Annotated in this window: 21 protein-coding genes; 17 read left to right on the top strand and 4 right to left on the bottom strand. The window is 51.1% G+C overall.

Translation table 11 applies throughout. From position 1 onward, the window contains the following. Positions 1 to 56 precede the first annotated feature (56 nt). From IT781_RS06045 to IT781_RS06020, 6 genes are read left to right on the top strand one after another with little or no spacing between them, the layout of a single operon-like run. Positions 57 to 1109, top strand: a complete 1053-nt coding sequence (locus IT781_RS06045; protein WP_194969239.1) for a sensor histidine kinase — start codon at positions 57 to 59, stop codon at positions 1107 to 1109. After that, positions 1106 to 1867 (top strand): LytTR family DNA-binding domain-containing protein, encoded by a 762-nt coding sequence (locus IT781_RS06040; RefSeq protein WP_194969238.1) that lies wholly within the window; start codon positions 1106 to 1108, stop codon positions 1865 to 1867. Before IT781_RS06045 ends, IT781_RS06040 begins: the two co-directional genes overlap by 4 nt. 46 nt (positions 1868 to 1913) lie before the next feature. Further along, positions 1914 to 2840, top strand: coding sequence for a hydroxymethylbilane synthase (gene hemC, locus IT781_RS06035; protein WP_194969237.1), 927 nt, complete (start codon positions 1914 to 1916; stop codon positions 2838 to 2840). 29 nt (positions 2841 to 2869) lie between these two features. Further along, positions 2870 to 3610: a uroporphyrinogen-III synthase gene (locus IT781_RS06030; RefSeq protein WP_370526943.1), complete on the top strand. Its 741-nt coding sequence runs from the start codon at positions 2870 to 2872 to the stop codon at positions 3608 to 3610. 1 nt (position 3611) lies between these two features. Continuing rightward, on the top strand, positions 3612 to 4853 hold the full coding sequence (locus IT781_RS06025; RefSeq protein WP_370526940.1) for a uroporphyrinogen-III C-methyltransferase: 1242 nt from the start codon (positions 3612 to 3614) through the stop codon (positions 4851 to 4853). A gap of 14 nt (positions 4854 to 4867) precedes the next feature. Beyond that, positions 4868 to 6100, top strand: a complete 1233-nt coding sequence (locus tag IT781_RS06020) for a heme biosynthesis HemY N-terminal domain-containing protein (RefSeq protein WP_194969234.1) — start codon at positions 4868 to 4870, stop codon at positions 6098 to 6100. Positions 6101 to 6163: 63 nt separating this feature from the next. On the opposite strand, the gene ubiD is transcribed toward IT781_RS06020, so the two are convergent. From ubiD to IT781_RS22220, 4 genes are all read right to left on the bottom strand, one after another. Further along, positions 6164 to 7624 carry a 4-hydroxy-3-polyprenylbenzoate decarboxylase gene (ubiD, locus tag IT781_RS06015; RefSeq protein WP_194969233.1) on the bottom strand — a complete coding sequence of 487 codons (1461 nt, stop codon included), beginning with the start codon at positions 7622 to 7624 and terminating at the stop codon, positions 6164 to 6166. Beyond that, the gene (gene prlC, locus IT781_RS06010; protein WP_194969232.1) at positions 7621 to 9660 is read right to left on the bottom strand and encodes an oligopeptidase A; all 2040 of its coding nucleotides are present in this window, start codon (positions 9658 to 9660) and stop codon (positions 7621 to 7623) included. The genes ubiD and prlC overlap by 4 nt, the downstream gene beginning before the upstream one ends. A gap of 340 nt (positions 9661 to 10000) precedes the next feature. Next, positions 10001 to 10471, bottom strand: a complete 471-nt coding sequence (locus IT781_RS06005) for an RDD family protein (RefSeq protein ID WP_194969231.1) — start codon at positions 10469 to 10471, stop codon at positions 10001 to 10003. Then, entirely contained in the window at positions 10472 to 10651 is a 180-nt protein-coding gene (locus IT781_RS22220) for a hypothetical protein (RefSeq protein ID WP_228778958.1), read from the bottom strand. Between the two features lie 230 nt (positions 10652 to 10881). On the opposite strand from IT781_RS22220, the gene pcnB reads away from it, so the two are divergent. The 11 genes from pcnB (at position 10882) to bamC (ending at position 23495) form a co-directional block, all read left to right on the top strand. Then, positions 10882 to 12273, top strand: coding sequence for a polynucleotide adenylyltransferase PcnB (gene pcnB / locus IT781_RS06000; protein ID WP_194969272.1), 1392 nt, complete (start codon positions 10882 to 10884; stop codon positions 12271 to 12273). Positions 12274 to 12300: 27 nt separating this feature from the next. Beyond that, positions 12301 to 12804 (top strand): 2-amino-4-hydroxy-6-hydroxymethyldihydropteridine diphosphokinase, encoded by a 504-nt coding sequence (gene folK, locus IT781_RS05995; protein WP_194969230.1) that lies wholly within the window; start codon positions 12301 to 12303, stop codon positions 12802 to 12804. A gap of 1 nt (position 12805) precedes the next feature. Then, complete coding sequence (panB, locus tag IT781_RS05990; protein WP_194969229.1) at positions 12806 to 13621, top strand: 3-methyl-2-oxobutanoate hydroxymethyltransferase; 816 nt, start codon at positions 12806 to 12808, stop codon at positions 13619 to 13621. A gap of 3 nt (positions 13622 to 13624) precedes the next feature. Continuing rightward, on the top strand, positions 13625 to 14467 hold the full coding sequence (panC, locus tag IT781_RS05985; protein WP_194969228.1) for a pantoate--beta-alanine ligase: 843 nt from the start codon (positions 13625 to 13627) through the stop codon (positions 14465 to 14467). Between the two features lie 192 nt (positions 14468 to 14659). Beyond that, the gene (gene panD, locus IT781_RS05980; RefSeq protein ID WP_194969227.1) at positions 14660 to 15040 is read left to right on the top strand and encodes an aspartate 1-decarboxylase; all 381 of its coding nucleotides are present in this window, start codon (positions 14660 to 14662) and stop codon (positions 15038 to 15040) included. A 585-nt stretch (positions 15041 to 15625) separates the two neighbouring features. Beyond that, positions 15626 to 16093 carry a 23S rRNA (pseudouridine(1915)-N(3))-methyltransferase RlmH gene (gene rlmH / locus IT781_RS05975; RefSeq protein ID WP_194969271.1) on the top strand — a complete coding sequence of 156 codons (468 nt, stop codon included), beginning with the start codon at positions 15626 to 15628 and terminating at the stop codon, positions 16091 to 16093. Further along, complete coding sequence (locus IT781_RS05970; protein ID WP_194969226.1) at positions 16093 to 16668, top strand: nucleoside triphosphate pyrophosphatase; 576 nt, start codon at positions 16093 to 16095, stop codon at positions 16666 to 16668. Before rlmH ends, IT781_RS05970 begins: the two co-directional genes overlap by 1 nt. Then, positions 16665 to 18119 (top strand): ribonuclease G, encoded by a 1455-nt coding sequence (rng, locus tag IT781_RS05965; protein WP_194969225.1) that lies wholly within the window; start codon positions 16665 to 16667, stop codon positions 18117 to 18119. The genes IT781_RS05970 and rng overlap by 4 nt, the downstream gene beginning before the upstream one ends. A gap of 89 nt (positions 18120 to 18208) precedes the next feature. After that, entirely contained in the window at positions 18209 to 22072 is a 3864-nt protein-coding gene (locus tag IT781_RS05960; protein WP_194969224.1) for a YhdP family protein, read from the top strand. Beyond that, complete coding sequence (locus tag IT781_RS05955; protein WP_194969223.1) at positions 22065 to 22877, top strand: carbon-nitrogen hydrolase family protein; 813 nt, start codon at positions 22065 to 22067, stop codon at positions 22875 to 22877. The genes IT781_RS05960 and IT781_RS05955 overlap by 8 nt, the downstream gene beginning before the upstream one ends. Before the next feature lie 12 nt (positions 22878 to 22889). Then, positions 22890 to 23495 (top strand): outer membrane protein assembly factor BamC, encoded by a 606-nt coding sequence (gene bamC, locus IT781_RS05950; RefSeq protein ID WP_194969222.1) that lies wholly within the window; start codon positions 22890 to 22892, stop codon positions 23493 to 23495. Positions 23496 to 23513 lie beyond the last annotated feature (18 nt).

Raw genomic sequence — 23513 nt, 5'->3', positions numbered from 1 at the left:
CGATTTTTTAATGCGATTAACGGAAAATCCCGAATTATACAACTAAACTGTGGGTTATGAATTTAAAAGCAGAGAAGATTTTTTTGCCGGATTTTTGCTCAGTCAGGATGCTGCTGGCCGTGTTTTTCCTGGCCGAGTTGCTGGCGTTTTTACTGACATTGGCAGCCGATACATCGGCATTGGGGTTTTTATCCGAATTCGGCATCCGATCGTTGCTCGCGCTGTGGATTGCCTTGATGAGCGCGGCCTGTTTGTGCCTATTAAGGAAAAAGCTGGCGCGCGGCAACGATTTCATCGCGGGATTGGCGGCATTTGGCATTATTCAGCTGATCAGCGTCCTGGTTTGCTGGCTGGTCGTGGAGGCGTTGCCGAATGCGGGCCTTTTATTGCCTTTGGTAGAGCCGGTGCAAAAGGCCGGGTTTTACTGGCGCACGCTAGGCATTAGCAGTCTGATGTCATTGGCGATCCTGCGCTATCTGTTTGTCCTGCATCAATGGCGGCAACAGGTCGAAGCACAGGCTACCGCCAGTCTGGATGCGCTGCAGTCAAGGATGAGGCCGCATTTCCTGTTCAACAGTTTGAACACCATTGCCAGTTTGACCCGGATCGATCCCAAATTGGCCGAGGAACTGGTGGAGGATCTTGCAGAGCTGATTCGCGCCAGCATGCTGGTCGACCATGCCCGTTTGGTGCGGCTGGACGAGGAAATCAAGCTGGTGAATCTGTATCTGGCGATCGAGTTTCATCGGCTGGACGAGCGCCTGAAAGTCAGCTGGGATATTGACGATGTGCCCCAAGACGCCCTGTTGCCGCCGCTGAGCCTGCAGCCGCTGGTTGAGAACGCGATTTATCATGGTGTGGAGCCCGATCCGAATGGCGGTGAAATCGTTATCAAGGGCACCAGAAGCATCGGCGGAATTGTGCTGTCGGTGAGCAACACGCTGCCGCCTGAGGGAAGCCATCGCCAGCGCAAAGGCAACCAGGTTGCGATGGCCAATCTGGCAGCCAGGATAGCAGGCTGTTTCGAGGGCAACGGCCGTCTCGACCGGTATATAAAAGAAGGTAATTATCACGTGGATATAATGATTCCTTATCAGGCCACATCATGAAAGTTTTAATCGCCGATGATGAAAAACTGGCCAGGTTGCGGTTGAAAAGTCTGCTCAATGAACTGAATGAGGATATTCAGATCGTTGCGGAGGCCGAAAACGGCCGTGTAGCGCTGCAAAAATGGCAGCAGACAGGGGCGGATATTTTGCTGCTGGATATCAGAATGCCGGACATGGACGGGCTGGACGTGGCGCGGGAGCTGGCAAGGACGCAATCGCCGCCGGCCATTATTTTCACGACCGCTTATGATGAGCATGCCTTGCAGGCTTTTGACGCGAATGCGGTCGATTATTTGTTAAAGCCGATACGCAAGGAGCGCTTGCTGAATGCGCTCCAAAAAGCGCAGGTGTTCAATCGTGCAAAATGGGACCGTTTGATGCAATGGTTGCCCGAGCGGCCGGTACGATCCCATCTCTGCGTGCAGGTGCAGGCTGATTTGCACCTGATTCCGGTTAAAGACATTGTGTTTTTTCAGGCCGATCAAAAATACGTCATCATTAAAACGCTACAGAAAGCTTATTTGCTCGACGAATCGTTGAAAACGCTCGAAGACGAGTTCAGCGGATTGTTTATCCGCATACACCGTAATGCGTTGGTTTCCTTGCTGCATATTGAAGAGCTGGAGAAAAAACAGGACGGGCAATTGCTGGTCAAATGTCAAGGCACTGACGAGAGATTGGCAGTCAGTCGCAGGCTGGCTGCGAAAGTGCGCACTTGTCTTAAAGAATTTAAGCACAATAAGGCACCATTGCGTTAAATGGAGTTACAATGCGTTTTTTATATTCAAAATAGAAGGGTTTATTTTGGCTGAAAAAATTATTCGTATAGCCACGCGCAGAAGTCCTCTGGCGCTGTGGCAGGCAGAACATGTCGCCGAACGCCTGGAGCGGGCTTTTCCTGGCTTGAAAACCGAGCTGGTTAAAATGACTACGCGCGGCGATAAAATTCTGGATGCGCCTTTGGCCAAGGTGGGCGGCAAAGGGTTGTTCGTCAAGGAACTGGAACAGGGCATGCTGGAAGGGATGGCCGACATCGCCGTGCATTCGATGAAAGATGTGCCTGTGGAGTTTCCGGAAGGGTTGCATCTGGCTGCTATTTTAACGCGCGAAGATCCAACCGATGCCTTCGTATCGAACCGCTATGCGTCATTGGAAGAGTTGCCGCCTGATGCCCGGATCGGCACGTCCAGCTTGCGCCGGCAATGCCAGATAAAAGAGCGATTTCCCGAGGCGGAAATCCTGTCGCTGAGAGGCAACGTCAATACGCGATTGGCCAGGCTCGATGCCGATGAGTTTGACGCCATTATTTTGGCTTCGGCCGGATTGAAAAGATTGGGTATGGCCGGCCGTATTGCCGAAAGACTCGATCCCGGCATCAGCCTGCCGGCTATAGGTCAAGGTGCTATCGGCATAGAATGCCGGGTGGATGACGTTGAAGTCAATGCGATGCTGAGCGCCTTGCATGATCGAGACACCAGCATTTGCGTCAGCGCCGAAAGAGCGATGAACGCGCGCCTGAACGGCGGCTGCCAGGTTCCGATTGCCGGCTTTGCGCAATTGCAGGGCAATCAGCTGGTCATGCGCGGATTGGTCGGTAGCCCTGACGGCACGGTGATTTTCCGCACCGCGCAGTCAGGCACTCCTGACCAGGCCGAGGCAATTGGACGCTCGATCGCGGAAGATTTATTGGCCTGTGGCGCAGATAAAATTCTGCAAGCGTTGTTTCATTGAGCAGAGGTTTGAACGGTGCGCGGGTTCTAGTGACACGGCCGGCGCATCAGGCAGAAAATCTAAGCCGCTTGATTCAGTCGCGCGGCGGTGAGGCCGTTCGGTTTCCCGTGCTCGATATTGTTGCGCGCGACAATATTGACGAGGTTCAGGATGCGCTAAAAAACCTCGGTAAATTCCAATGGGTTGTTTTTATTAGTCCAAATGCAGTAAATTTTGCACTGAAAGCGAATAATGGCAAAATAGATCGATTAAAGGCTGTGCGATTTGCCGCAGTGGGGCGAGCAACCGCTCAGGTATTGGAAGCCGCCGGGCTGACTGTCGATGCAGTGCCTGAACAGGGTTATACCAGTGAAGCATTGTTGGCCATGCCGCAAATACAACAGATAAAAGGGCAGTCCTGCTTGATCGTGCGAGGAGAAGGCGGACGAGAGGAACTGGCCAATACGCTGCGCAGTCGGGGGGCGGATGTTCAGTATCTGGAAGTGTACAAAAGGACAATTCCCAGCATTGATAACTCGCAAGTAGTCCAATTACTTACCCAGCACCGGTTGGATGTCATTACTGTAACCAGCGGTGAAGCGCTACAAAATTTATTGATCATGCTGGGCGAAAAAAATCATCGGCTGTTATTGCCTATACCCTTGGTGGTGGTGAGCGATAGGATCGGGCAATTAGCTGCCGGGATGGGTTTTAAGCGAATTGCCGTGACGGAAAGTCCTGCTGATACAGCAATTCTTGAGACAGTAACAATAGTATGTAATGGGGAATAGTGTGGCCGAATTGAGTGAAAAACAGGAACAGAATGTGGGCGAGAGTAATAAAGTTCACCGGTCTCGTAGCGGGTTCTGGTTTGGCATCATTACTTTGCTCATTATTATCGCATTGGCAGGCGCTGGATTCTTCCTTTTTACCCAATTGCGCGAAGAACAGGCCAGCTTAGACAGTGAGGTCAACAAGGGTGACATGCAGTTGCTCGAATTATCGAAGCAGATCAGCGGTTATCAGTCGCAACTGGCCTCTGTGCAGTCGCAATTGGCCACTCTGGAAGCCAGTATTGCCGGCAAAGACACGCATTTTACCAAAACGCTTGAGGACTTTTCCCGTTTACATAATGAAAAACTCGACAGTACCCGCAAAGAGTTAAACACAGCCATACAGCAGGTGCAGCGACAGCTCAGCAAGACGCGCGGCGACTGGCTGATTGCCGATGCCGAATATCTGCTCAGTACAGCCAACGAACGTTTGCATCTGATAGGCGATGTAAACACAGCGCGCCAGGCATTGGAGGCGGCTGACCAGCGCTTACGGGAGAGCGGTGATGCGGCAGTATTTAAAGTGCGTGAACAGATCGTCAAGGATATCGCTGCTCTCAACAGAGTCGAGGAGCCTGATATTGTCGGTATGTATTCCTCAATTCAGACGCAGGCGAGCCAGATTGACAATCTGACTTTATTTCTGCCGTATGCCGGAAAGACGCCGACACCGCCAAAAGCCCCTGAAAAGCCGGCGGGTGAATCCCAGGAAGGACAGGATCTGATTGATTCAGCGCTGAGCGGATTGGAAGAATATGTCACGATCCGGCATACCGAGCAGCCGATCAAGGCGACATTGACCCAGGAGGAAGCTCAATTTATTAAAGAGCAGTTGAGACTAAAGCTGGAATCGGCCAAAGTTGCACTGGTTCAGCGTAATGAAACGCTTTATCAGGCAGGCTTGGCGGATGCAAAAAAATGGGCCGAACAACATTTCATGCAGGATGCACAGACGAAAAGCTTTATTGCCGAGCTGGATAAAATGAAGAGTATCCAGATCCATAGCCAGTATCCAGACATCAGTCTGTCTTTGAAGATGCTCAGGGACATTGTCAAACTCAGGCTGGAAACAGATAAAGCCATGCCTTCGCCAGAGCCTGCAGCGGAGCCCAAGTCCAAGCAAGAGCCTCAGCCCAAGCAAGAGTCGGAACCGGCAGTAGCACCGGCTCCGACACCTGAATCTGCACCTGCTGCGCAATAACAAGAGAGTCTGCGATGAAGAAAACCATATTTTTCTTTTTAGGGGCTTTTTTACTTGCGATTGCGGCCGCTTTTTTAGTCAATCAATGGCTGAGCAGCTTTGAAAGTCCCGGTTATGTACTGATTGGCATTGGCCAGTGGTCCGTTGAGACTTCATTGGTTGTTTTTGCAGTCAGCCTGATCATGGGATTTTTTATCTTCTATCTGTTTTTCAGATTCCTGGGATGGCTGCTCAGATTGCCCGAGCAAATCAAAGCGCGCGGAAAAAGCGTTAAATTCAACCGTTCTCAGGAAGCTTTGATTGCAGGATTGGTGGATTCAGCCGAAGGCAATTGGGAAAGAGCCGAAAAAGTGCTGATTAAACACGCATCGCATAGCGGCGCGCCATTGCTGCACTACTTGACAGCTGCGAAGGCCGCTCAATCGCGCGGCGCGATTGATAAAAGAGACGAATACCTTAGAAAAGCTGCGGATCAGGCACCCGGTTCCGATATCGCGATCGGCTTGACTCAAGCGGAGCTGAACCTGTCAGGAAACCAGTTTGACCAAGCCCTGGAAACGCTGACTCGATTGCACTCCATAGATCCGACTCATGCCAGCGTGCTGAAATTACTGCACCAGACTTATCAGCATATCGGCGACTGGGAAGGGATACGAAAGCTGATTCCGTCATTGCACAATAATAAAATTCTGATGGAAGCCGAGATAAAATTGCTGGAAACAGAAGCATTCAGCAAACTGTTAAAGCAGGCGGCCGAAAATGGCAATATCAATGAAATTGAATCGCTCTGGTCGGAAATTCCGGGTTATATAAAAAGCGTGCATGGCGTCTCGGCCATTTATTTTGCCGCGATGATCGGGGCCGGTGTCGGCGCCAAGGTTGAAGATGAGCTGGCTAAGACTTTATCGGCAAACTGGGATCAGACTCTTTTGGTCCTGTTTGGCAGTATACAGTCGGCCGATCCTGCCAGGCAGCTTGAAACGGCGGAACAGTGGCTCACTTCGCATGCCGGCGATGCAGTGCTGCTGTCAATCATAGGTAAATTAAGCCTGAAATGCGGCGATGCGGGAAAAGCCGAAAGATATTTCAACCACAGCATTAGTGTTGAGCCGACTGTGCTGGCTTATCAGTTGCTGGGTGATTTGCTGTCTGCACGCGGCGATAAGGATAAAGCCAGCGAGTGCTATAAATCCGGACTGGAGCTGGCCTCCAGCGAAATCGTCAGCCGGATCGATACCATATCCTAATAAAAACATGGCAATTCGGGCGCCCATAATTCAGGAGCGCCGGATTGCCAATGTTCTACGGCTTTAAAACAGAGAGTCCCAGATCTTATCCACTTTTTTAATGATTTCCTCGGACATGGCGATAGGCCGGCCCCATTCCCTGTTGGTTTCCCCAGGCCACTTGTTGGTCGCATCAAATCCGACCTTGGAGCCTAGCCCTGAAACCGGCGAGGCGAAGTCAAGATAATCGATAGGCGTATTTTCCAGTATCGTCAAGTCTCGGGCCGGGTCCATGCGCGTGGTCATGGCCCAGATTACATCCTGCCAGTTGCGCACGTCGACATCGTCATCGACGACGATGACGAACTTCGTATACATGAACTGGCGCAGGAATGACCAGGTGCCGAGCATGACGCGTTTGGCATGGCCGGCATATTGTTTTTTCATGCTGATCACGGCCATGCGGTAGGAGCAACCTTCCGGCGGCAGGTAAAAGTCAACAATCTCCGGAAACTGCTTTTGCAAGATCGGCACGAAGACTTCATTCAAAGCCACGCCCAGGATGGCGGGCTCATCAGGCGGGCGGCCCGTATAGGTGCTGTGATAGATAGGCGCCTGACGCTGGGTGATGCGTTCTATTGTGAATACAGGAAATTCATCGACCTCATTGTAATAACCGGTATGATCGCCGAACGGGCCTTCGGGCGCCGTCTCTCCCGGATAGATAAAGCCTTCTAGGACGATTTCGGCGCTGGCCGGAACCTGCAGGTCGTTGCTCAGGCATTTCGCCACTTCTGTTTTGCTGGCTCGCAGCAGGCCTGCAAAAGCATATTCGGATAATGTATCGGGAATCGGCGTGACGGCGGCCAAAATCGTAGCCGGGTCTGCGCCCAAGGCTACGGCAACGGGGAAAGGCTTGCCGGGATGGGCCTGCTGCCATTCCCTGAAATCCAGAGCGCCGCCGCGATGCGCCAGCCAGCGCATGATGACCTTGTTTTTGCCGATGACCTGCTGTCGGTAAATGCCCAGATTCTGCCGTTCTTTATTCGGGCCTTTGGTGATGACCAAAGGCCAGGTGATCAAAGGCCCCGCATCGTCGGGCCAGCAGGTTTGAATCGGATAATCGCCCAGATCGATTTCGTCGCCTTCGCGCACCAGTTCCTGGCAGGGCGGCTCCTTGACCAGCTTGGGCGCCATATTCAGCACCTGCTTGAAAACCGGAATTTTTTCCATGGCGTCTTTCATGCCTTTGGGCGGTTCCGGTTCCTTCAAATAGGCCAGCAACTCGCCGATGCCGCGCAGTTCCGCGACCGATTCGGCTCCCATGCCCATGGCGACGCGGCGCGGCGTGCCGAACAGGTTGGCCAGGACCGGGATGTTGGAGCCTGCCGGATATTCGAACAGCAGCGCCGGACCGCCTTGCTTCAAGGTGCGGTCGCAGATTTCGGTCATTTCCAGATAGGGATCGACAGGGATCGTGATCCGCTTCAGCTCGCCCTGTTTTTCCAGTTGCTTGATAAAGTCGCGCAGGTCCCTGTATTTCATGCCGCTATGCCGTTGTGCCGCAGTAACGCATCGATGGTCGGTTTGCGGCCGCGGAAGCGGACGAACAAGTCCATGGCATTTTCGCTGCCGCCTTTTTCAAGAATGTTGGCCAGGAATGAGCGACCGGTTTCCTGATCAAAAATGCCTTTTTCTTCAAACAGAGAGAAGGCGTCGCTGGATAGCACCTCGGCCCATTTATAGCTGTAATAGCCGGCGGCATAACCGCCTGCGAAAATATGCGAGAAGCTGTGCGCAAACCGGTTGAATTTGGGCGGCTTGATGACGGCGACCATATCTCTGACCTGTTCCAGTGTCTGGTAAATACGGTCGCCTTTTTTAGGATCGTAATCCCGGTGGATTCTGAAATCGAACAGGCTGAATTCGAGCTGTCTGACCATCATCATGCCGGACTGGAAGTTTCTGGCGGCCAGCATTTTATTGAACAGTTCTTCGGGCAGCGGTTCCCCGGTTTGATAATGGCCGGAGATCAGCGCCAACGCTTCTTTTTCCCAGCACCAGTTTTCCATGAACTGACTGGGCAGTTCGACAGCGTCCCACTCGACGCCGTTGATGCCCGATACGCCCAAATGATCGACCTGCGTGAGCATGTGGTGCAGGCCATGGCCGAATTCATGAAACAGCGTCGTGACTTCGTCATGGGTCAATAACGCCGGATCATTGCCGGCAGGCGGCGTAAAGTTGCAGGTTAAATACGCGACCGGCGTTTGAATGCGATCGCCGGATTTCTTGCGGCTTACGCAATCATCCATCCAGGCCCCGCCGCGTTTTTTCGGACGCGCATACAGATCGGTATAAAACTGGCCGCGCAGTTGGCCGTGCTGGTCGTGGATCTCGAAGAAGCGCACATCAGGATGCCAACTGTCGAAGCCGATAATTTCGCTGATATTCAGACCGAAAAGTTTTTCAACGACGGCAAACAGGCCCGGCAAGACGCGTGTGATGGGGAAGTAGGCTTTGACTTCTTCCTGGGACAGCTGGTAATAGTGCTGGCGCATTTTTTCCGAGTAATAGCCGATATCCCAAGGCTGCAGGTCACCGATGCCGTAGTGCTGCTTGGCGAACTGGCGCAATTCCACTAAATCCTTGCGTGCCTGGCGCCAGGATCGGTCGGCCAGATCTTCCAGGAAGCCGATCACGTCGTCGGGTTTTTCGGCCATTTTCCTGGCCAGCGACAATTCGGCATAATTGTTAAAACCCAGCAATAGCGCTTTCTCATGACGCAAGGCCAAGGTTTTTTTCATGATTTCGCCGTTGTCGTAAAGGCCGGCATGCGGTCCCTGGTCCGAGGCGCGCGTAGCAAAGGCTTCATAGTGTTCACGGCGCAATTCCCGGTTGTCGGCATAAGTCATGACCGCGCTGTAGGAAGGAAACTGCAGCGTGATCATCCAGCCTTCTTCATTATGGCTTTCAGCGGACTGCCGGGCCACCGCCAGTGCGGACTCCGGCAGTCCGGCCAGATCATCTGCATCTCTGATCAGCTTGGTCCAGGCATTGGTTGCGTCCATCAGGTTTTCTTCGTACTTGCTGGCAAGCTGCGATAATTCCTGACTGATTTCCTTATAACGCTGCTTTTTTTCGGCATCGAGATCGATACCGGACAACCTGAAGTCTCTTAACGCGTTCTGGATGATTTTTTGCTGCGCCGTATCCAACGCGGCATATGCATCGCTGGCGGCAATAAACTGATAGGCATTAAACAATCTTTCATTCTGACCCATTTCAGTCGAATATTCGCTGAGCTTGGGCAGGCAGGCGTTATATGCCTCGCGCAGGGCGTCGCTGTTGACGACCGAGTTCATATGGCTGACCGGAGACCAGGCCTTGCCCAGGCGGTCTTCCGCATCTTCAATCGGTTCAACCAAATTTTCCCAAGTGTATTCGGCAGTGGCCTGAAGATGCTGTTCGACAACGGCTCGGGCTTCAGCCAACAGTTGATCGATGGCAGGCTCAACCTGTTCGGGTTTGATTTGTGAAAATAACGGTAATACTGAGTTTTGCAGTAATGGATTGTTCATAGTTTTAAGCAAAGTAGGTTCGCGGTTGCATTGATGCGTTTTATGCGGTTCGTGCAGAGAAAAGTCAGGACTAATTCGTTACATCTCAATACGGCATAGGCGAGCATGGCTTTCTTGCTCTCTGAATCAAGACTGCTGATGGGGCCGGCCCATAGTAGCAAAGGTTGGTTTCGGTCTTCAGTGGGGCCAGGAGGCGTCCGGGATGCGGATAATTTATCTGCACTGGTGACGGATTGCCGCTCGATTTATCTATTGGATAAGCGTTTTTAGGGTCGGAAGAAAAATGTCGGATAAACCAATATAATGCCATCACGTCAATTCCTGATCTGATTGGCCTCAGTTAGCGCCGCATATCTTGAGAGTCAAAAAACAAGGCGGTTTTCGATAAATAGTCATGCCAGCCGCGACGGTTTTTATCGATAAGAATCCATAAAAAGCCCAATCCAAAAAAGGCCCAGGAGATTATAGCGCCTAAAAAGCGCAAAAAGGCTTGTTTCCAATTAATGGGTTCGCCGTTGAAGGTCAGTACTTTCAGTTTCCATGTCCGCAGTCCCAAGGTTTGTCCTCCATGGGTCCAGAACCAGGCATAAAAAAAGAAGCTGATAACGAGCAGATAAACGGGATAAAAAAATTGTTGGGAAGTGAAGGCCTCCCCGGCATTCAACGGCAGTAGCAGTGCTGTCGCGAAAAACAAAAGGGCGAGCAGCAGAAAAAGATCATAAATAATAGCCGCCAGACGGCGCAAAAAACCAGGTACTGGCGATGAGCCATTATCTGGTTTTAGCTGCTTTTTCCGGATCGAACGAGACAATTAGTCTTTAAATAAAGCCAGTTTTTGGCCGAAATACATGCACATAGTGACTAACGCTCCCAGCATCGCCAATGAGAACAGGAAAGGCGGTTTATGGAACAGAAGAATTAAGAAATCTGTTACAAAAAGGCTGGTTAGCAAAGGTTGGTCAATGAAGCCATTTATAATCTTTTTGAACATAACAATTCCGTCAAGCACGTTAATGATTTGTGCAGGTAGTTAAAAAAAGGGTTGCCTGATCTTTATAAACCGTTAAAAACAAAATGTCGAACCGATTGAGACTGCTATTAAAAATCAGGATTGCGATTTTACTATAATAAAAAGGGGAATGTAAAAGAAAAGAAAGTTGTCAATTGGGCTAGAATCATATGAAATGATATGATTACTAAATTTTAGAAAACAGACAGGGTATAAAGACTATTTTAAACTTCTTTAAAAAAATTATTAATCCAGCCAGAAATGAAGCTGAACCGGATGCTGTACCAGCAGTAAATGCGCCAGCAGTGAGAATATATGCGCGCGCCGAACATAATATTTCGCGGTCCCAGATCAGCGAAAATGCATTGAAGGTTTTATATCGGTTGCAGAAGTCGGGATTCCAGGCCTATCTTGTCGGCGGCTGTGTGCGGGATTTATTGCTGGGGCGGGAGCCTAAGGATTTCGATGTCGTAACGGATGCGGATCCCGAGCAGATCAGAAAGATTTTTCGCAATTGCCGCATAATCGGTCGCAGATTTCGCCTTGCGCATGTGCATTTCGGCCGCGAAATTATTGAAGTGGCTACTTTCCGCGGCGCAGGAGATGCTCAGGATGATAAGCAGGTGCTTAGCAAGGAAGGGCGCCTGCTGCGCGACAATGTCTACGGCACGATTGAGGAAGATGTCTGGCGGCGCGATTTTACGGTCAATGCGCTCTATTACAACATCAAGGATTTTTCGGTAGTCGATTACACCGGCGGCATGGACGACCATAAGACCGGAACGCTCAGGCTGATCGGCGATCCTGAAACGCGCTTTCGTGAAGACCCCGTGCGCATGCTGAGGGCGGTGCGTTTTGCCGTGAAGCTCGGTTTTAATCTGGACCCTGCTTGCGAGAAGCCCATTCATGAGCTCGCCGAGTTGCTGTACGGCATACCGGCTGCCCGGCTTTACGATGAAGCCTTGAAGCTGTTTTTGTCGGGCTACGCATTGCAGACTTTTGAAATGCTCAGGCATTATGGGCTGTTCCAGATATTGTTTCCCGATACCGAGAGCAGTCTGGCGCTCGAGGAAGAAGGTTTCCCCAAATTGTTCCTGGTCAAGGCGCTGGAAAATTCCGATAACAGGATTGCCGAAGGCAAAACCGTTACGGCTTATTTTCTATGGTCTGCTTTTTTATGGGAGCCGGTAGCGATACGGGCCAAGGAAAAAATAGCGAGAGGCATGGCGGAATCCATGGCCTATCAGGAAGCCGCCAATGAAGTGGTCTCCAGGCAGAATAGCAGTACGTCCCTGCCTCGCCATATTACCATGTCAATGCGCGAAGTCTGGACGCTGCAGCCCAAATTCAATATGCGCATCGGCTCCAAGCCCAGTCGTTTGCTGACACACCCGCGCTTTAGGGCTGCCTATGATTTTCTGGTGCTGCGTGCAGAGACCGGCGGTGCCGATCCTGAGCTGCCGACATGGTGGGCCCGGTATCAGGAGGCCGACGAAACCGAGCAAAGGAAGATGACCCGGCCTCCGCGCGGCGTTAAAACCGGCAAGGCAAAGCGGAAAAGAACTTACCGTAAAAAACCTGCCGCTCAGGATAAAAGTGTTTAAAGTGTTTGGTTTGAAATGAGTTCAGCTATGAAAAACTCAGGCAAGGACCAGGTTATCGCTTACATAGGCTTGGGCAGCAACCTTGAAAACCCGGCAGAGCAAATTCAATCGGCGCACGCAGCAATTGCCGGCTTGGCGGGTGTTGAAGAGCTTGCCTTTTCGAGCCTGTACCATAGTTCGCCGATGGGGCCGCAGGATCAGCCTGATTATGTCAATGCTGTTATGGCCATCACTACGGTCTTGTCGGCCATGGATTTGCTGAGAAACCTGCAGCGTATTGAGCATGAGCACGGCCGAGTGCGCAAAGGCGAGCGCTGGGGCGCCAGGACGCTGGATCTGGACTTGCTGGTTTATGGCCAGCAGCAAATTGATCTGCCTGAGTTGACCGTTCCGCATGTAGGCATCGCCGAGCGAGCCTTTGTGCTATATCCCTTGTATGAAATTGCGAAGGAACTATTGGTGCCGGGCAAAGGCCATATCGCGGAGCTGGTTAAAAACTGTCCTTTAAATGGCCTGAAACGGTTGGCTTGAGATGACTCAATATTCCTCGTTATCCACGGTAAAGCCATTATCAATCAATGATCTGGTTGCGATGAAGCGATGTGGTGAAAAAATTAGTTGCCTGACTGCCTACGATGCCAGTTTCAGCACGCTGATCGACAGTATTGGTATCGATGTGATGCTGGTGGGGGATTCCTTGGGCATGGTTATCCAGGGGCGTACTACCACTTTGCCGGTCACTATGGATGACATGGTTTACCATACCCGTTGCGTCAGTCATGTCAGGCGACGGGCGTTCGTTATCGCCGATCTGCCTTTTATGAGTTATGCCACGCCGCTTATGGCGGCCGAAAACGCTGCCCGTCTGATGCAAGCCGGCGGCGCGCAAATGGTCAAGCTCGAAGGGGCGCGCATTGACTGTGTCCGTTTTCTGGTCGATCAGGGTATTCCGGTTTGTGGACATTTAGGTTTATTGCCGCAATCCATCAATCAATTAGGCGATTATAAAGTGCAGGGCAAAGAGCGCCTCGAGGCCGAAAAAATAATTGCCGATGCGCATCAGCTGGAACAAGCGGGGGCGGGATTGCTGGTTCTGGAATGCGTACCTGCCGAGTTGGCCAAGGACGTCAGCACTCAGCTGACTATCCCCGTCATAGGCATCGGAGCCGGTATCGACTGCGACGGGCAGGTGCTGGTGCTTTATGACATGCTCAATATCGGCGTCAGCAAGCGGCCGCGATTTTCGAAGAATTTCATGCAGGATGCCGCTGATATCGGGCAGGCTATCGCCGCTTATCATTCAGCCGTCAAACAGTCGCAGTTTCCAGCATCCGAACACAGTTTTTAAATCATGCAGAAAGTTACTTTAGCATCTGAACTGCGCAAAGCCATCGCTGGCTGGCGCTCGGCCGGTGAGCGCATCGCCTTTGTGCCGACCATGGGCAACCTGCATGCAGGTCACTTGAAATTGGTCAGCGAGGCCCGGCAAAAAGCCGATCGCGTGGTGGTCAGCATTTTCGTCAATCCCACTCAATTCGGCGCGGGTGAGGATTTTGAAACGTATCCGCGCACTGAACGGGAAGATCAGGAAAAACTCGAGACTGTCGGCGCAGATCTGCTGTTTCTGCCTCCTGTTTCGGAAATGTATATGCCTGATGCCAAAACGGTCGTATCGGTAGCGGGGCTTTCCGAACTGCATTGCGGAGCGTCCAGGCCTGGGCATTTTAACGGCGTGGCGACAGTCGTCTGCAAATTATTTAATTTGGTGCAGCCGGATATTGCCTTATTCGGGTTAAAGGATTTTCAGCAATTGGCCGTGATACGGACCATGGTCAGGGATCTGAATTTTCCGGTGGAAATTATCGGCGTAGATACGGTGCGGGAGCCCAGCGGTTTGGCTATGAGTTCCAGAAACGGTTATTTATCCATGGAAGAAATAAAGGCGGCGCCTAAACTCTATGAATCCTTATGCATGGCGCGTGATGCCGTTTTATTCGGCAAGCAAGCTTATGCGGATATAGAGATTCAGGCGATGCTGTCTTTGCGCGAAGCCGGCTTCCAACCGGATTATTTTTCCATATGCCGCAGCAATGATCTAAAAAAAGCGGAAGCAGAGGATAAGGATTTGGTTATACTGGCAGCGGCAAAGCTGGGCAGAACCCGGTTGATCGATAATATCTATTTTTCCAGATAAAGTTAAAGGCGATAATTTCTTTAAACTGCTGCGTACTTGCTCGAATTTTTTGTTTTTGGCGCAAATCGGCAGGCCTTGTGCAATGATGGAAAATACTGGATGTCATTTTATTTTTGATATCTAAAAAGTTGAAGCCATTATGCAATTAATGCATAATGAGTAGTTCTTAAAAATATTTACATTGTTTTTAATATGCAACTTACAATGCTTAAAGCGAAATTACACAGAGCGACGGTAACCCATTCGGAATTGGGTTATGAAGGTTCCTGTGCAATCGATGGCAATATTCTTGATCTCGCAGGCATTCGGGAATACGAGCAGATACAGATTTACAATATTAATAACGGTGCCCGTTTTACTACCTATGCCATTCGCGCGGAAGAAGGTTCCGGATTGTTTTCCGTTAATGGGGCGGCGGCTCGAATGGCCTGCCCTGGCGATCTGATTATTGTTTGCGCTTATGCTATTTTGGATCAAAAAGAGCTGGCAAATTACAAACCTACGCTGGTCTATTTCAATGAAAAGAACGAAGTTCTGCGTTCTTCTCATGCCATTCCCGTTCAGGCCGCTTGAGTTCTTGATGTTTAGCATCGTATAGCAAATCAGCTAGATTTTTTTATTCTTATTCGGCTCAGAGTCTGAGCGCTTTTCATCTGAAGCCTGCCTGCCGTCGAATGGAGAGCAGGTTATATTCTTCAAATCATATTGGCCGAAATTGCTTCGGTGTCCCATTATTGGGAATGCGGCTATTCCGCTGTTTTTAGTCGTGGTCGCCAGTTTTTTTGATACCGTGAATAAAACTGTCGACGTCCGTTCTTATGCCGTAAGAAAACACCGGAAGAGAACTTGCTAAGGATTCGGTTGGAAATACTTCCCGACTTGTAGAATGACCTGTAGGGGCGAATTCATTCGCCCAAGGCGATTAAATCGCCTCTACAACTGTGCATCATCAGTTAAAAAAATTAAGCAAAAACGGAGCCATAAAGGCTACACTATAGTATTTTCGCTAACAGTTGATACGACTGAATGGTTAAGCTTCAGGCCGTATCATTTTTCGCCAGTATGCGCCTGATGATCGACCAGTATTTTTATTGAATGGCTGATTTTGTCCATCAGGCTGCATTGCATCAAAACCGTGATCTCTATATTCTGCACAGCATGCAAATAAATCTGATTTCAGTAGGAAACCGTATGCCCGGCTGGGTGCAGCAGGGATATGATGAGTATGCCAAGCGCCTGCCGCGTGAATGTGAGCTTGTGCTTAAAGAGATAGCGCCGGGTAAACGAGGGAAGAACAGCGACGTGGCCAGAATCGTCAAGGAAGAAGGTGAACGCATGCTGGCGGCCATCCCTCAAGGGGCGCATATTGTGACCCTGGATATTCCCGGCAAGCCCTGGACGACTCCCGAACTGGCACAGGCCATGAAGCGCTGGCTGGAAGGCGGGCAGAACATCGCCTTGCTGGTCGGCGGACCGGAAGGTCTGGCCGATGCGGCCAAGCAAATGGCCAGGGAATCCTGGAGTCTTTCAAAGCTGACATTTCCTCATCCCCTGGTGCGGATTATCGTGGCCGAGCAGATTTATCGTGCCTGGAGCATTCTTCACAATCACCCCTATCATCGATAATGACTGTACAGCTTATTCTTGCTTCCGCTTCGCCCCGCCGAAAGGAACTGCTGGATCAAATCAAGGTCACTTATGCGGTTAATCCGATCGACCTTGACGAGACGCCACACATTAATGAGTCGCCGCTGGATTATGTAAAGCGCGTGGCGGCGGAAAAATCGGCTGCCTGTGCCGCGCAAGTGGGAGTCAGCGTGCCGGTTCTGGCGGCCGATACGGCTGTGGTGTTGGATGATTTGATTATGGGAAAACCTAAAAATCAGCAGGATGCGATCGCCATGTTGACGCAGTTGTCGGGCAGAACCCATCAAGTCTATAGCGCAATTTCGCTCAGAGGGCGCGAACACTGGCAGGCTGTCAGCATTACTGACGTCACTTTCAGACCGCTAACGGAGCAGGAAATGCTGGCCTATTGGCATAGCGGCGAGCCGGCCGATAAAGCCGGAAGCTATGCCATTCAAGGGATGGGAGGAATATTTGTGGCGTCCATAAAGGGAAGTTTTTCCGGCGTGGTCGGCTTGCCTTTATTTGAAACTGCCGAACTATTAGCTAAACAAGGAATAGAGTTATTTAAATGAGCGAAGAAATTTTAATCAATGTTACCCCGCCCGAGACTCGCGTTGCCGTCATCGAAAATGGCGTTTTGCAGGAACTGATCATTGAAAGAAGCCGGCAGATAGGCTTGGTCGGCAATATTTATAAAGGCGAAGTGTGCCGGGTGCTGCCCGGCATGCAGGCGGCGTTTGTCGATATCGGCCTGCCTCGGGCCGCATTTCTGCATATCTCCGATTTGTGCAGCAGGGAACTGGAAAAAAAACGTTCGGAAAATATCGAGCATTATCTGCACGAAGGTCAGCACATCGTCGTACAGGTCGTCAAAGATCCCATCGGCACCAAAGGCGCGCGCTTGACGACGGAGATATCAATTCCTTCGCGCTATCAGGTATACATGCCTTATGCCAACAATTCCGGCGTATCTCAGCGCATTGAGTGCGAAGCCGAACGGGCTCGGCTGCGCGCGTGCATTGATTCCTTTCGGCGGGAGCACGACTGCGGCGGTTTTATCGCCAGAACAGCGGCGGAGTGCGTGGAAGAAGCTATATTGTTTTCCGACATGACGTTTTTGCTGAAATTATGGGAATCGATTTTGGCCAAAATCGCCACGGCCAAGCCCAAACAGTTCATTCACAAGGATTTGCCGCTCAGCGTCAGGACTTTGAGAGATTTATACAAAGAAGGCATTGAGCGGGTCCGCGTGGATTCCAAAGAAACCTACCATCGCTTGCTCGAATTCGCTGAAGTGTTCGTGCCGGAAATGGTGCCGGTCATCGAGCATTACACCGGCGAATGCCCGGTTTTCGATATTTACAGTGTCGAGGACGAAATTCAAAAGGCGCTGGAGCGCAAAGTCAAATTGAAATCGGGAGGGCATCTGGTGTTCGACCAGACTGAAGCGATGACGACGGTCGATGTCAATACCGGCGGTTATGTCGGCGGCCGCAATCTGGAAGAGACCATTTTTAAGACCAATCTGGAAGCGGCTCAGACGATTTCGCGTCAGCTCAGGCTGAGGAATCTGGGCGGCATCATCATTATCGATTTTATCGATATGCAAAGCGAAGATCATAAGAAGCAGGTTTTGCAGGCACTCGAGCGCCATCTGGAAAAAGATCATGCCAAGACCAAAATCACCGAAGTGTCGGTGCTGGGGCTCGTGGAAATGACGCGCAAAAGAACCCGCGAAAGCCTCGAGCATGTGCTCTGCGAGCCCTGCAAGGCCTGCGGCGGACGCGGCGTTCTGAAAACGGCCGAATCCATGTGCCTGGAAATATTCCGGGAAATCATCCGAGAGGTCAGACAATATAAAGTCCAGCAGTTGCTGGTGCTGGCTTCCAATGAAGTCGTGGAAATGCTGCTCGATGAAGAAGCCGATATGCTGGCCGAACTGGAGGCGTTCCTGGGCGTGCAGATCAAATTCCGAGCGGAAGCAGAATACAATCAGGAGCAGTATGATGTGGTGTTGCTTTAAAATAGACCATAGGCCGGTTTCATTCACCCCAAAAAGACTAACACCGCTTTTATAAAGCGCAGCATATCAACAGCAGAACTTTCAACATTGTGCCTGTTTTTGTAATTTATCATCTTACGCGGGCAACGCGGCATCTTATTTTCTGGTCCTTGATCGCTATAGCCGTAAGTTTGAGCGGCGTGCGTTTATTATTGTCCGGGATCGAGAGTTATAAATCCAATCTGGCAAGCAATATCGAAGAGCTCGTCGGTGCGCCGGTCGAAATAGGCCGATTAGGTGCAAAGATGCGCGGATTCAGCCCTGAATTGCTGCTCGAAGATATCACTATTCTGTCGCCGGGCACGCATAAGAAACCGCCCATCCAGTTTAAAGAAATACGCCTGGGCATCAATTTGCTCGATATGCTGATTAACAGGCAATTGCTGTCTTCTTCATGGGTCACGCTGGTCGGCGCCAAGCTGACCGTTATACGTAAACCTGACGGGAGTTTTGCCATTGTCGGACTGAAAGCCAGCGACGGGCAGCCGTTATGGCTGATGGAGGGCGGCAAATACGAGGTTTTACGCAGCGAAATCAGCTGGCAGGATGAAAGAAATCACAGCCAGCCTCTGATATTTAATGACGTGGATCTGGCGATCATCAATGCTGCCGATGCCAAACATCATCGCATTAATATGCTTATGAAGCTGCCGCCGCAGTATGGCGATGCGTTGAAAGTGTCGATGGATTTGGAAAGTAACGTTTTTGAATCTACCAATCTTCATGGCACAGCTTTTATTGAAGGCAGCCGGATAAAACTGGCCGAATGGGATAAATTCGGCCTGCCGTTGGATATGCAGATCGATTCCGGCATTGCCGATTTTAAGGCCTGGGCGAAATGGCAAAACTCCCAGCCTGTATCGGTTATCGGCGAGGCGCAAATTCAACGAGCGAAGCTTGCCCGCAAAGGCAAGGGCGCCTTTCCTGTCGATAGGCTGAGGACCCGGTTTCAATGGCAGGCCAAAGACAATCAGTGGCGTCTTGATGTCAAGGATTTCTGGCTGGAAACAGTCGATGCCCCTAATGGCGCCAGCAAAAAGTGGCCGGCCGCCGACTTCAGCGTATCGGGTGATTTTACTGAGGACAACTTATCGCGAAAACTTGCCGTGTTTGTCGAACAGCTGGATTTGCACGAAGCGTCCGGCGTTCTCGGCTTTTTTGCGCCTTTATCGGATCAGCAGTCAAAGGCGCTGGCGCAAGCCCGGCTAAGAGGCTTGCTCGAGAACTTTTCCGCGTTTGCCGATCTGCAGGCGGGTCATTTTGCCATTAACGGCCGCTTTGCCGGCATAAGCATGGCCCCGCAACCATCGATTCCGGGGCTGGAGAATCTGGCCGGCCACATAAGAGGCACCGAGCAAGGCGGCATTGTGCGCTTGATGACTGAGCGGGCGCTGCTGACATCACCGGAGCTGTTCCGCAACGCGCTGTCTATCGACAGTCTAAACGGGGTTATAAATTGGCGGCAAACAGAATCCGACTGGATTCTGACCAGTTCGATGATCCGGCTTGATAATGCTGATTTTCAGAGCGAGAATCGATTGCGCATAGCCATTCCCAAAGCCGATGGACAGGTTTTCATGGATCTGCAGAGTGCATTTCTCGGGCATGACATCAGTCAGGCCAAACATTATCTGCCGGTAGGTATTATGGGAAAGTCGGTCGTTGACTGGCTGGATCATGCCTTTATCGGCGGCCGCATAAAAAAAGGCGGCATGTTGTTTTACGGAAACCCCGGCGATTTCCCGTTCAAAGACGGCAACGGCGTCTTTGAAACCCTGTTTGAGGCTGAGCAGGCGGAACTGGCTTATCATCCGGAATGGCCGCACATAACCGACATGGCAGCGGACGTGTTGTTTCTGAAAGACGGCCTGCTTGTCGACGTGAAGCAAGGACGAAGCGATAAAGCCTCGATTAAACAGGCGCAAGTGGCAATTACATCGATGCAGGAAAGCGATTATTTACAGATCAAGGGGCAAGTGGCCGGTGAAATCGGCCAAATCCTGGGCTTTATGCAACAGACGCCGTTGCATTCGACGTTCGATGCCTTGCAGGATGTCATTACGCCGGCCGGAAATACCGAGGTGGCGCTGGATTTGCAGATTCCTTTGATTGACACAGTTGATGCCAAAGTCGACGGAACGGCGCAGCTGAACAATGCCCAGCTGACCGTAAATTCGCTGGATCTGCCGGTAAAAGGCATTTCCGGCGCTCTGAAATTCAATGAACAAGGGCTTTATAGCGATACGGTCCACGCGGCTGCGTTAGGCCATGCTATTCGGATTAACATGAATAGCGATGACAGCCAGACTATGATCAATGTATCTGGACATGCCGGCGTGGATGATTTGCAAGCGCAATTCAAAATGCCCTGGTGGGATATTGCCGAAGGGGAGACCGATTATCAGCTGCAGCTGCGCTTGCCTTATGGCGACAATAAGCCCGACTTGACGGTTCAATCTACATTGGCCGGGATAGCGCTGGATCTGCCTGATACTTTGGCTAAAAGCGCCGGACAGGAAAGGCCGCTATCGCTGAGGTTTGAGTTGACGGACGAAGCGTTATTGCCGATACAATTGAATTACGACAATAAATTGAAGGCGGCCATCAGCTTGAATGCGAAGCAGCAGCGTATCCATTCTGGCCATGTTCTGGTCGGAGCCGGCGAGGCAACTCTGCCTCGGGAAGCCGGACTTGAACTGGAAATCAACAGAGACCGGCTGGACTTGCCGGAATGGTTGAGTCTATCGGCGGCAGCCGCTCAGGGCCAGGAGAATGACGCCGGTGCAACGAGCGATATCAGGGAAATAAAAATTCACAGCGATCGGGGCATCTGGAAAAAAACCGAGCTGGGTGTTTTCGATCTGGCGCTAAAGCGTAATGGCGACTATTGGGTCGGCGATATCAGCAGCTCATTCGCTAGAGGAAACCTTCAGGTTCCCGTAAGTCCAAAGGGTGGTGACAGTATTAAGTTAAATATGGATGTGCTGGACATTTCGGCCTTGAGACAGCTCAGGCTCGAGGGGGCAGCCGTGCGGTCTGAACAAGTACCTTTATTGAATATCACGAGCCGGGAAACGCTGTGGCATTCGACCAATCTCGGGCAGTTGCTGCTGGAGACTGAGCGGATACCGGAAGGCATCCGTTTTAAGCGCGTGGAACTGCTAGGAGCGGATAAAAAATTGACCTTGTCTGGCACCTGGAGACAGCATGAGTCGCAGATAATAGGACGGCTGGAAACACCGCACTGGGGCCGGCTGCTCGCCAGACTCGGCGTTACGGACGACATGACCGAAACCAGCGGGGTCATGCATTATGACCTGCGTTGGCAGGGCGCGCCGTTTCAATTCTCGTTGGCGGGCCTTAATGGACAGGTTGATGTCAATTTAAAAAACGGACGAATTCTGAGTATAGAGCCGGGATTCGGCCGCGTGCTGGGCATGCTGGCTATGGCTCAATGGGTCAAGCGCATACAGCTTGATTTTAGTGATGTGTATGAGGAAGGGCTGACATTTAACAGCATCAAAGGTCACTTTGATTTATTGGACGGCTTGGCTAATACGCATGACCTGATTGTCGATGCCGTGCCGGCAAAGATCACGATCCGCGGGGATACGGATCTAGTCAATGGAACCATTGACCAGAATGTTAATGTAGTGCCTAAAAGTTCTGAGGCCGTGCCTATTGCTGGTACAATTGTGGGAAAAATAGCCGGCTTGGTCGCGCGCTCGCTGACCGGTGAAGATAAAGAAGGCTTCTTCTTCGGTTCGCAGTATCGCGTGAAAGGCGAATGGAGAAATGCGGAGATTATTCCGCTGCATGAAAACGATGGTCTGTTGCAGAAAACCTGGAACGGCATTACTGACTTTCCCTGGTTAGAGCAACGCGAGAATAATAAAGAGAATCAATATGAATAAATGTGCGGCCATACAAATGGCATCAAGTCCCAGTATCAGCGCTAATCTGCTGGAAGCCGACAAGCTGATTGGCGAGGCGGCAAAAGCCGGTGCAAAACTCGTTGTCCTGCCGGAAAATTTTGCCCTGATGGGGGAGCATGAATCAGATAAGCTCAACGCGAAAGAACCTGACGGTTCCGGTCCTATCCAGAATTTTTTATCTTCGGTCGCTAAAAAATACGGAGTATGGGTAGTCGGCGGCACTATTCCACTGGCTGCCGACAATGAAAATAAAGTGCGGGCAGCCTGCCTTATTTATAATGATCAGGGCGAGCGAGTGGCGCGTTATGACAAGGTGCACCTGTTCGATGTGAATGTGCCGGGCACGAGCGAGGTTTACCGCGAATCGGATAGCATTGAATGCGGCTCCGAGCCTTTGGTTATCGATACGCCTTTCGGCAAGCTCGGCGTGGCGGTCTGTTATGATCTTCGCTTCCCTGAGTTTTTCCGCAAGATGGTTGAGCAAGGCATGGAAATACTGGTGATCCCCTCCGCGTTTACCGCCGAAACAGGCGCTGCGCATTGGGAAATATTGCTGCGCGCGCGGGCGATAGAAAACCTGTGTTATGTCATCGCACCGAATCAGGGCGGTTTTCATCTGAATGGCCGCAAGACCTTTGGGCACAGTATGATCATCGACCCATGGGGCGTTGTGCTGGATTGCTATAAAACCGGCGGCGGTTTCGTTTGCGCCGATATTGATCGGGGCCGCCTGGAAAGAGTCCGCAGTGCATTTCCGGCGCTGAGTCATCGTCGTTTCTTTTAAAAATACCCGTTTATGCAAATAATCTTCAAAAACTTTATTCCTGCTGTATTGCTGGCTGCAACCTTGGTTTCCTGCGGAACGACGGAAGAGGTTCGATACCGTGATACTTCCATGCTTGAAAAACCGCCGACGCTGATCAGCAACAGGCCTGCCGGGGAGCAAAAAGGAGCCGATAGCAGCGCAGAGCCTGATAGCGCTGAATCGGAAGGAGAAGCTAAAACCGGCCTGGGAACTAAAGTCTATATGGCCGATTCCAATTCACCGTTGTTGATCATCAAGCAGCCTTTCGACGTGGCCTGGAGCACGCTTGCTCAAGCCTTAAAACAACAGGATATTGAAGTTGCAGACCGTAACCGGGAGTTAAAGGCTTATTATCTCACCTTTGATCCTGACGATTATGATCCTGAAAGCACTTTCTCATTTTTCAAAGACGATTATGCCAAAGAAGATTATCTGCTAAAGCTGGAAGACAGGGACGGTGAAACGGCAATAAGTGCTGAAGCGGTAGATAAACCCAAACCCGACAGCGCACCGGATGAGGACAGACCAGCCGATGGTGCTGAGAGACTGCTGAAGTCATTGCATGAAACCCTGCGCGATGATCTGATAAAAGAATAGCGCCCGGAACTATCTGTT

Origin of the sequence: Methylobacter sp. BlB1 (genome assembly GCF_015476545.1) — a bacterium.
Taxonomy (GTDB): Bacteria; Pseudomonadota; Gammaproteobacteria; order Methylococcales; family Methylomonadaceae; genus Methylobacter.
Note: the sequence above shows the minus strand (reverse complement) of the source record. Positions and strands in the feature narration are given on the sequence as shown.

What these genes read in the sequence shown, in the direction of transcription:
- IT781_RS06045 (WP_194969239.1), top strand. Translation starts at nt 57, where the DNA reads ATGAATTTAAAAGCAGAGAAGATTTTTTTGCCGGATTTTTGCTCAGTC.
- IT781_RS06040 (WP_194969238.1), top strand. Translation starts at nt 1,106, where the DNA reads ATGAAAGTTTTAATCGCCGATGATGAAAAACTGGCCAGGTTGCGGTTG.
- IT781_RS06020 (WP_194969234.1), top strand. Translation starts at nt 4,868, where the DNA reads ATGAAGAAAACCATATTTTTCTTTTTAGGGGCTTTTTTACTTGCGATT.
- ubiD (WP_194969233.1), bottom strand. Translation starts at nt 7,624, where the DNA reads ATGAAATACAGGGACCTGCGCGACTTTATCAAGCAACTGGAAAAACAG.
- prlC (WP_194969232.1), bottom strand. Translation starts at nt 9,660, where the DNA reads ATGAACAATCCATTACTGCAAAACTCAGTATTACCGTTATTTTCACAA.
- IT781_RS22220 (WP_228778958.1), bottom strand. Translation starts at nt 10,651, where the DNA reads ATGTTCAAAAAGATTATAAATGGCTTCATTGACCAACCTTTGCTAACC.
- folK (WP_194969230.1), top strand. Translation starts at nt 12,301, where the DNA reads ATGAAAAACTCAGGCAAGGACCAGGTTATCGCTTACATAGGCTTGGGC.
- panB (WP_194969229.1), top strand. Translation starts at nt 12,806, where the DNA reads ATGACTCAATATTCCTCGTTATCCACGGTAAAGCCATTATCAATCAAT.
- panC (WP_194969228.1), top strand. Translation starts at nt 13,625, where the DNA reads ATGCAGAAAGTTACTTTAGCATCTGAACTGCGCAAAGCCATCGCTGGC.
- panD (WP_194969227.1), top strand. Translation starts at nt 14,660, where the DNA reads ATGCAACTTACAATGCTTAAAGCGAAATTACACAGAGCGACGGTAACC.
- rlmH (WP_194969271.1), top strand. Translation starts at nt 15,626, where the DNA reads ATGCAAATAAATCTGATTTCAGTAGGAAACCGTATGCCCGGCTGGGTG.
- IT781_RS05970 (WP_194969226.1), top strand. Translation starts at nt 16,093, where the DNA reads ATGACTGTACAGCTTATTCTTGCTTCCGCTTCGCCCCGCCGAAAGGAA.
- rng (WP_194969225.1), top strand. Translation starts at nt 16,665, where the DNA reads ATGAGCGAAGAAATTTTAATCAATGTTACCCCGCCCGAGACTCGCGTT.
- IT781_RS05955 (WP_194969223.1), top strand. Translation starts at nt 22,065, where the DNA reads ATGAATAAATGTGCGGCCATACAAATGGCATCAAGTCCCAGTATCAGC.
- bamC (WP_194969222.1), top strand. Translation starts at nt 22,890, where the DNA reads ATGCAAATAATCTTCAAAAACTTTATTCCTGCTGTATTGCTGGCTGCA.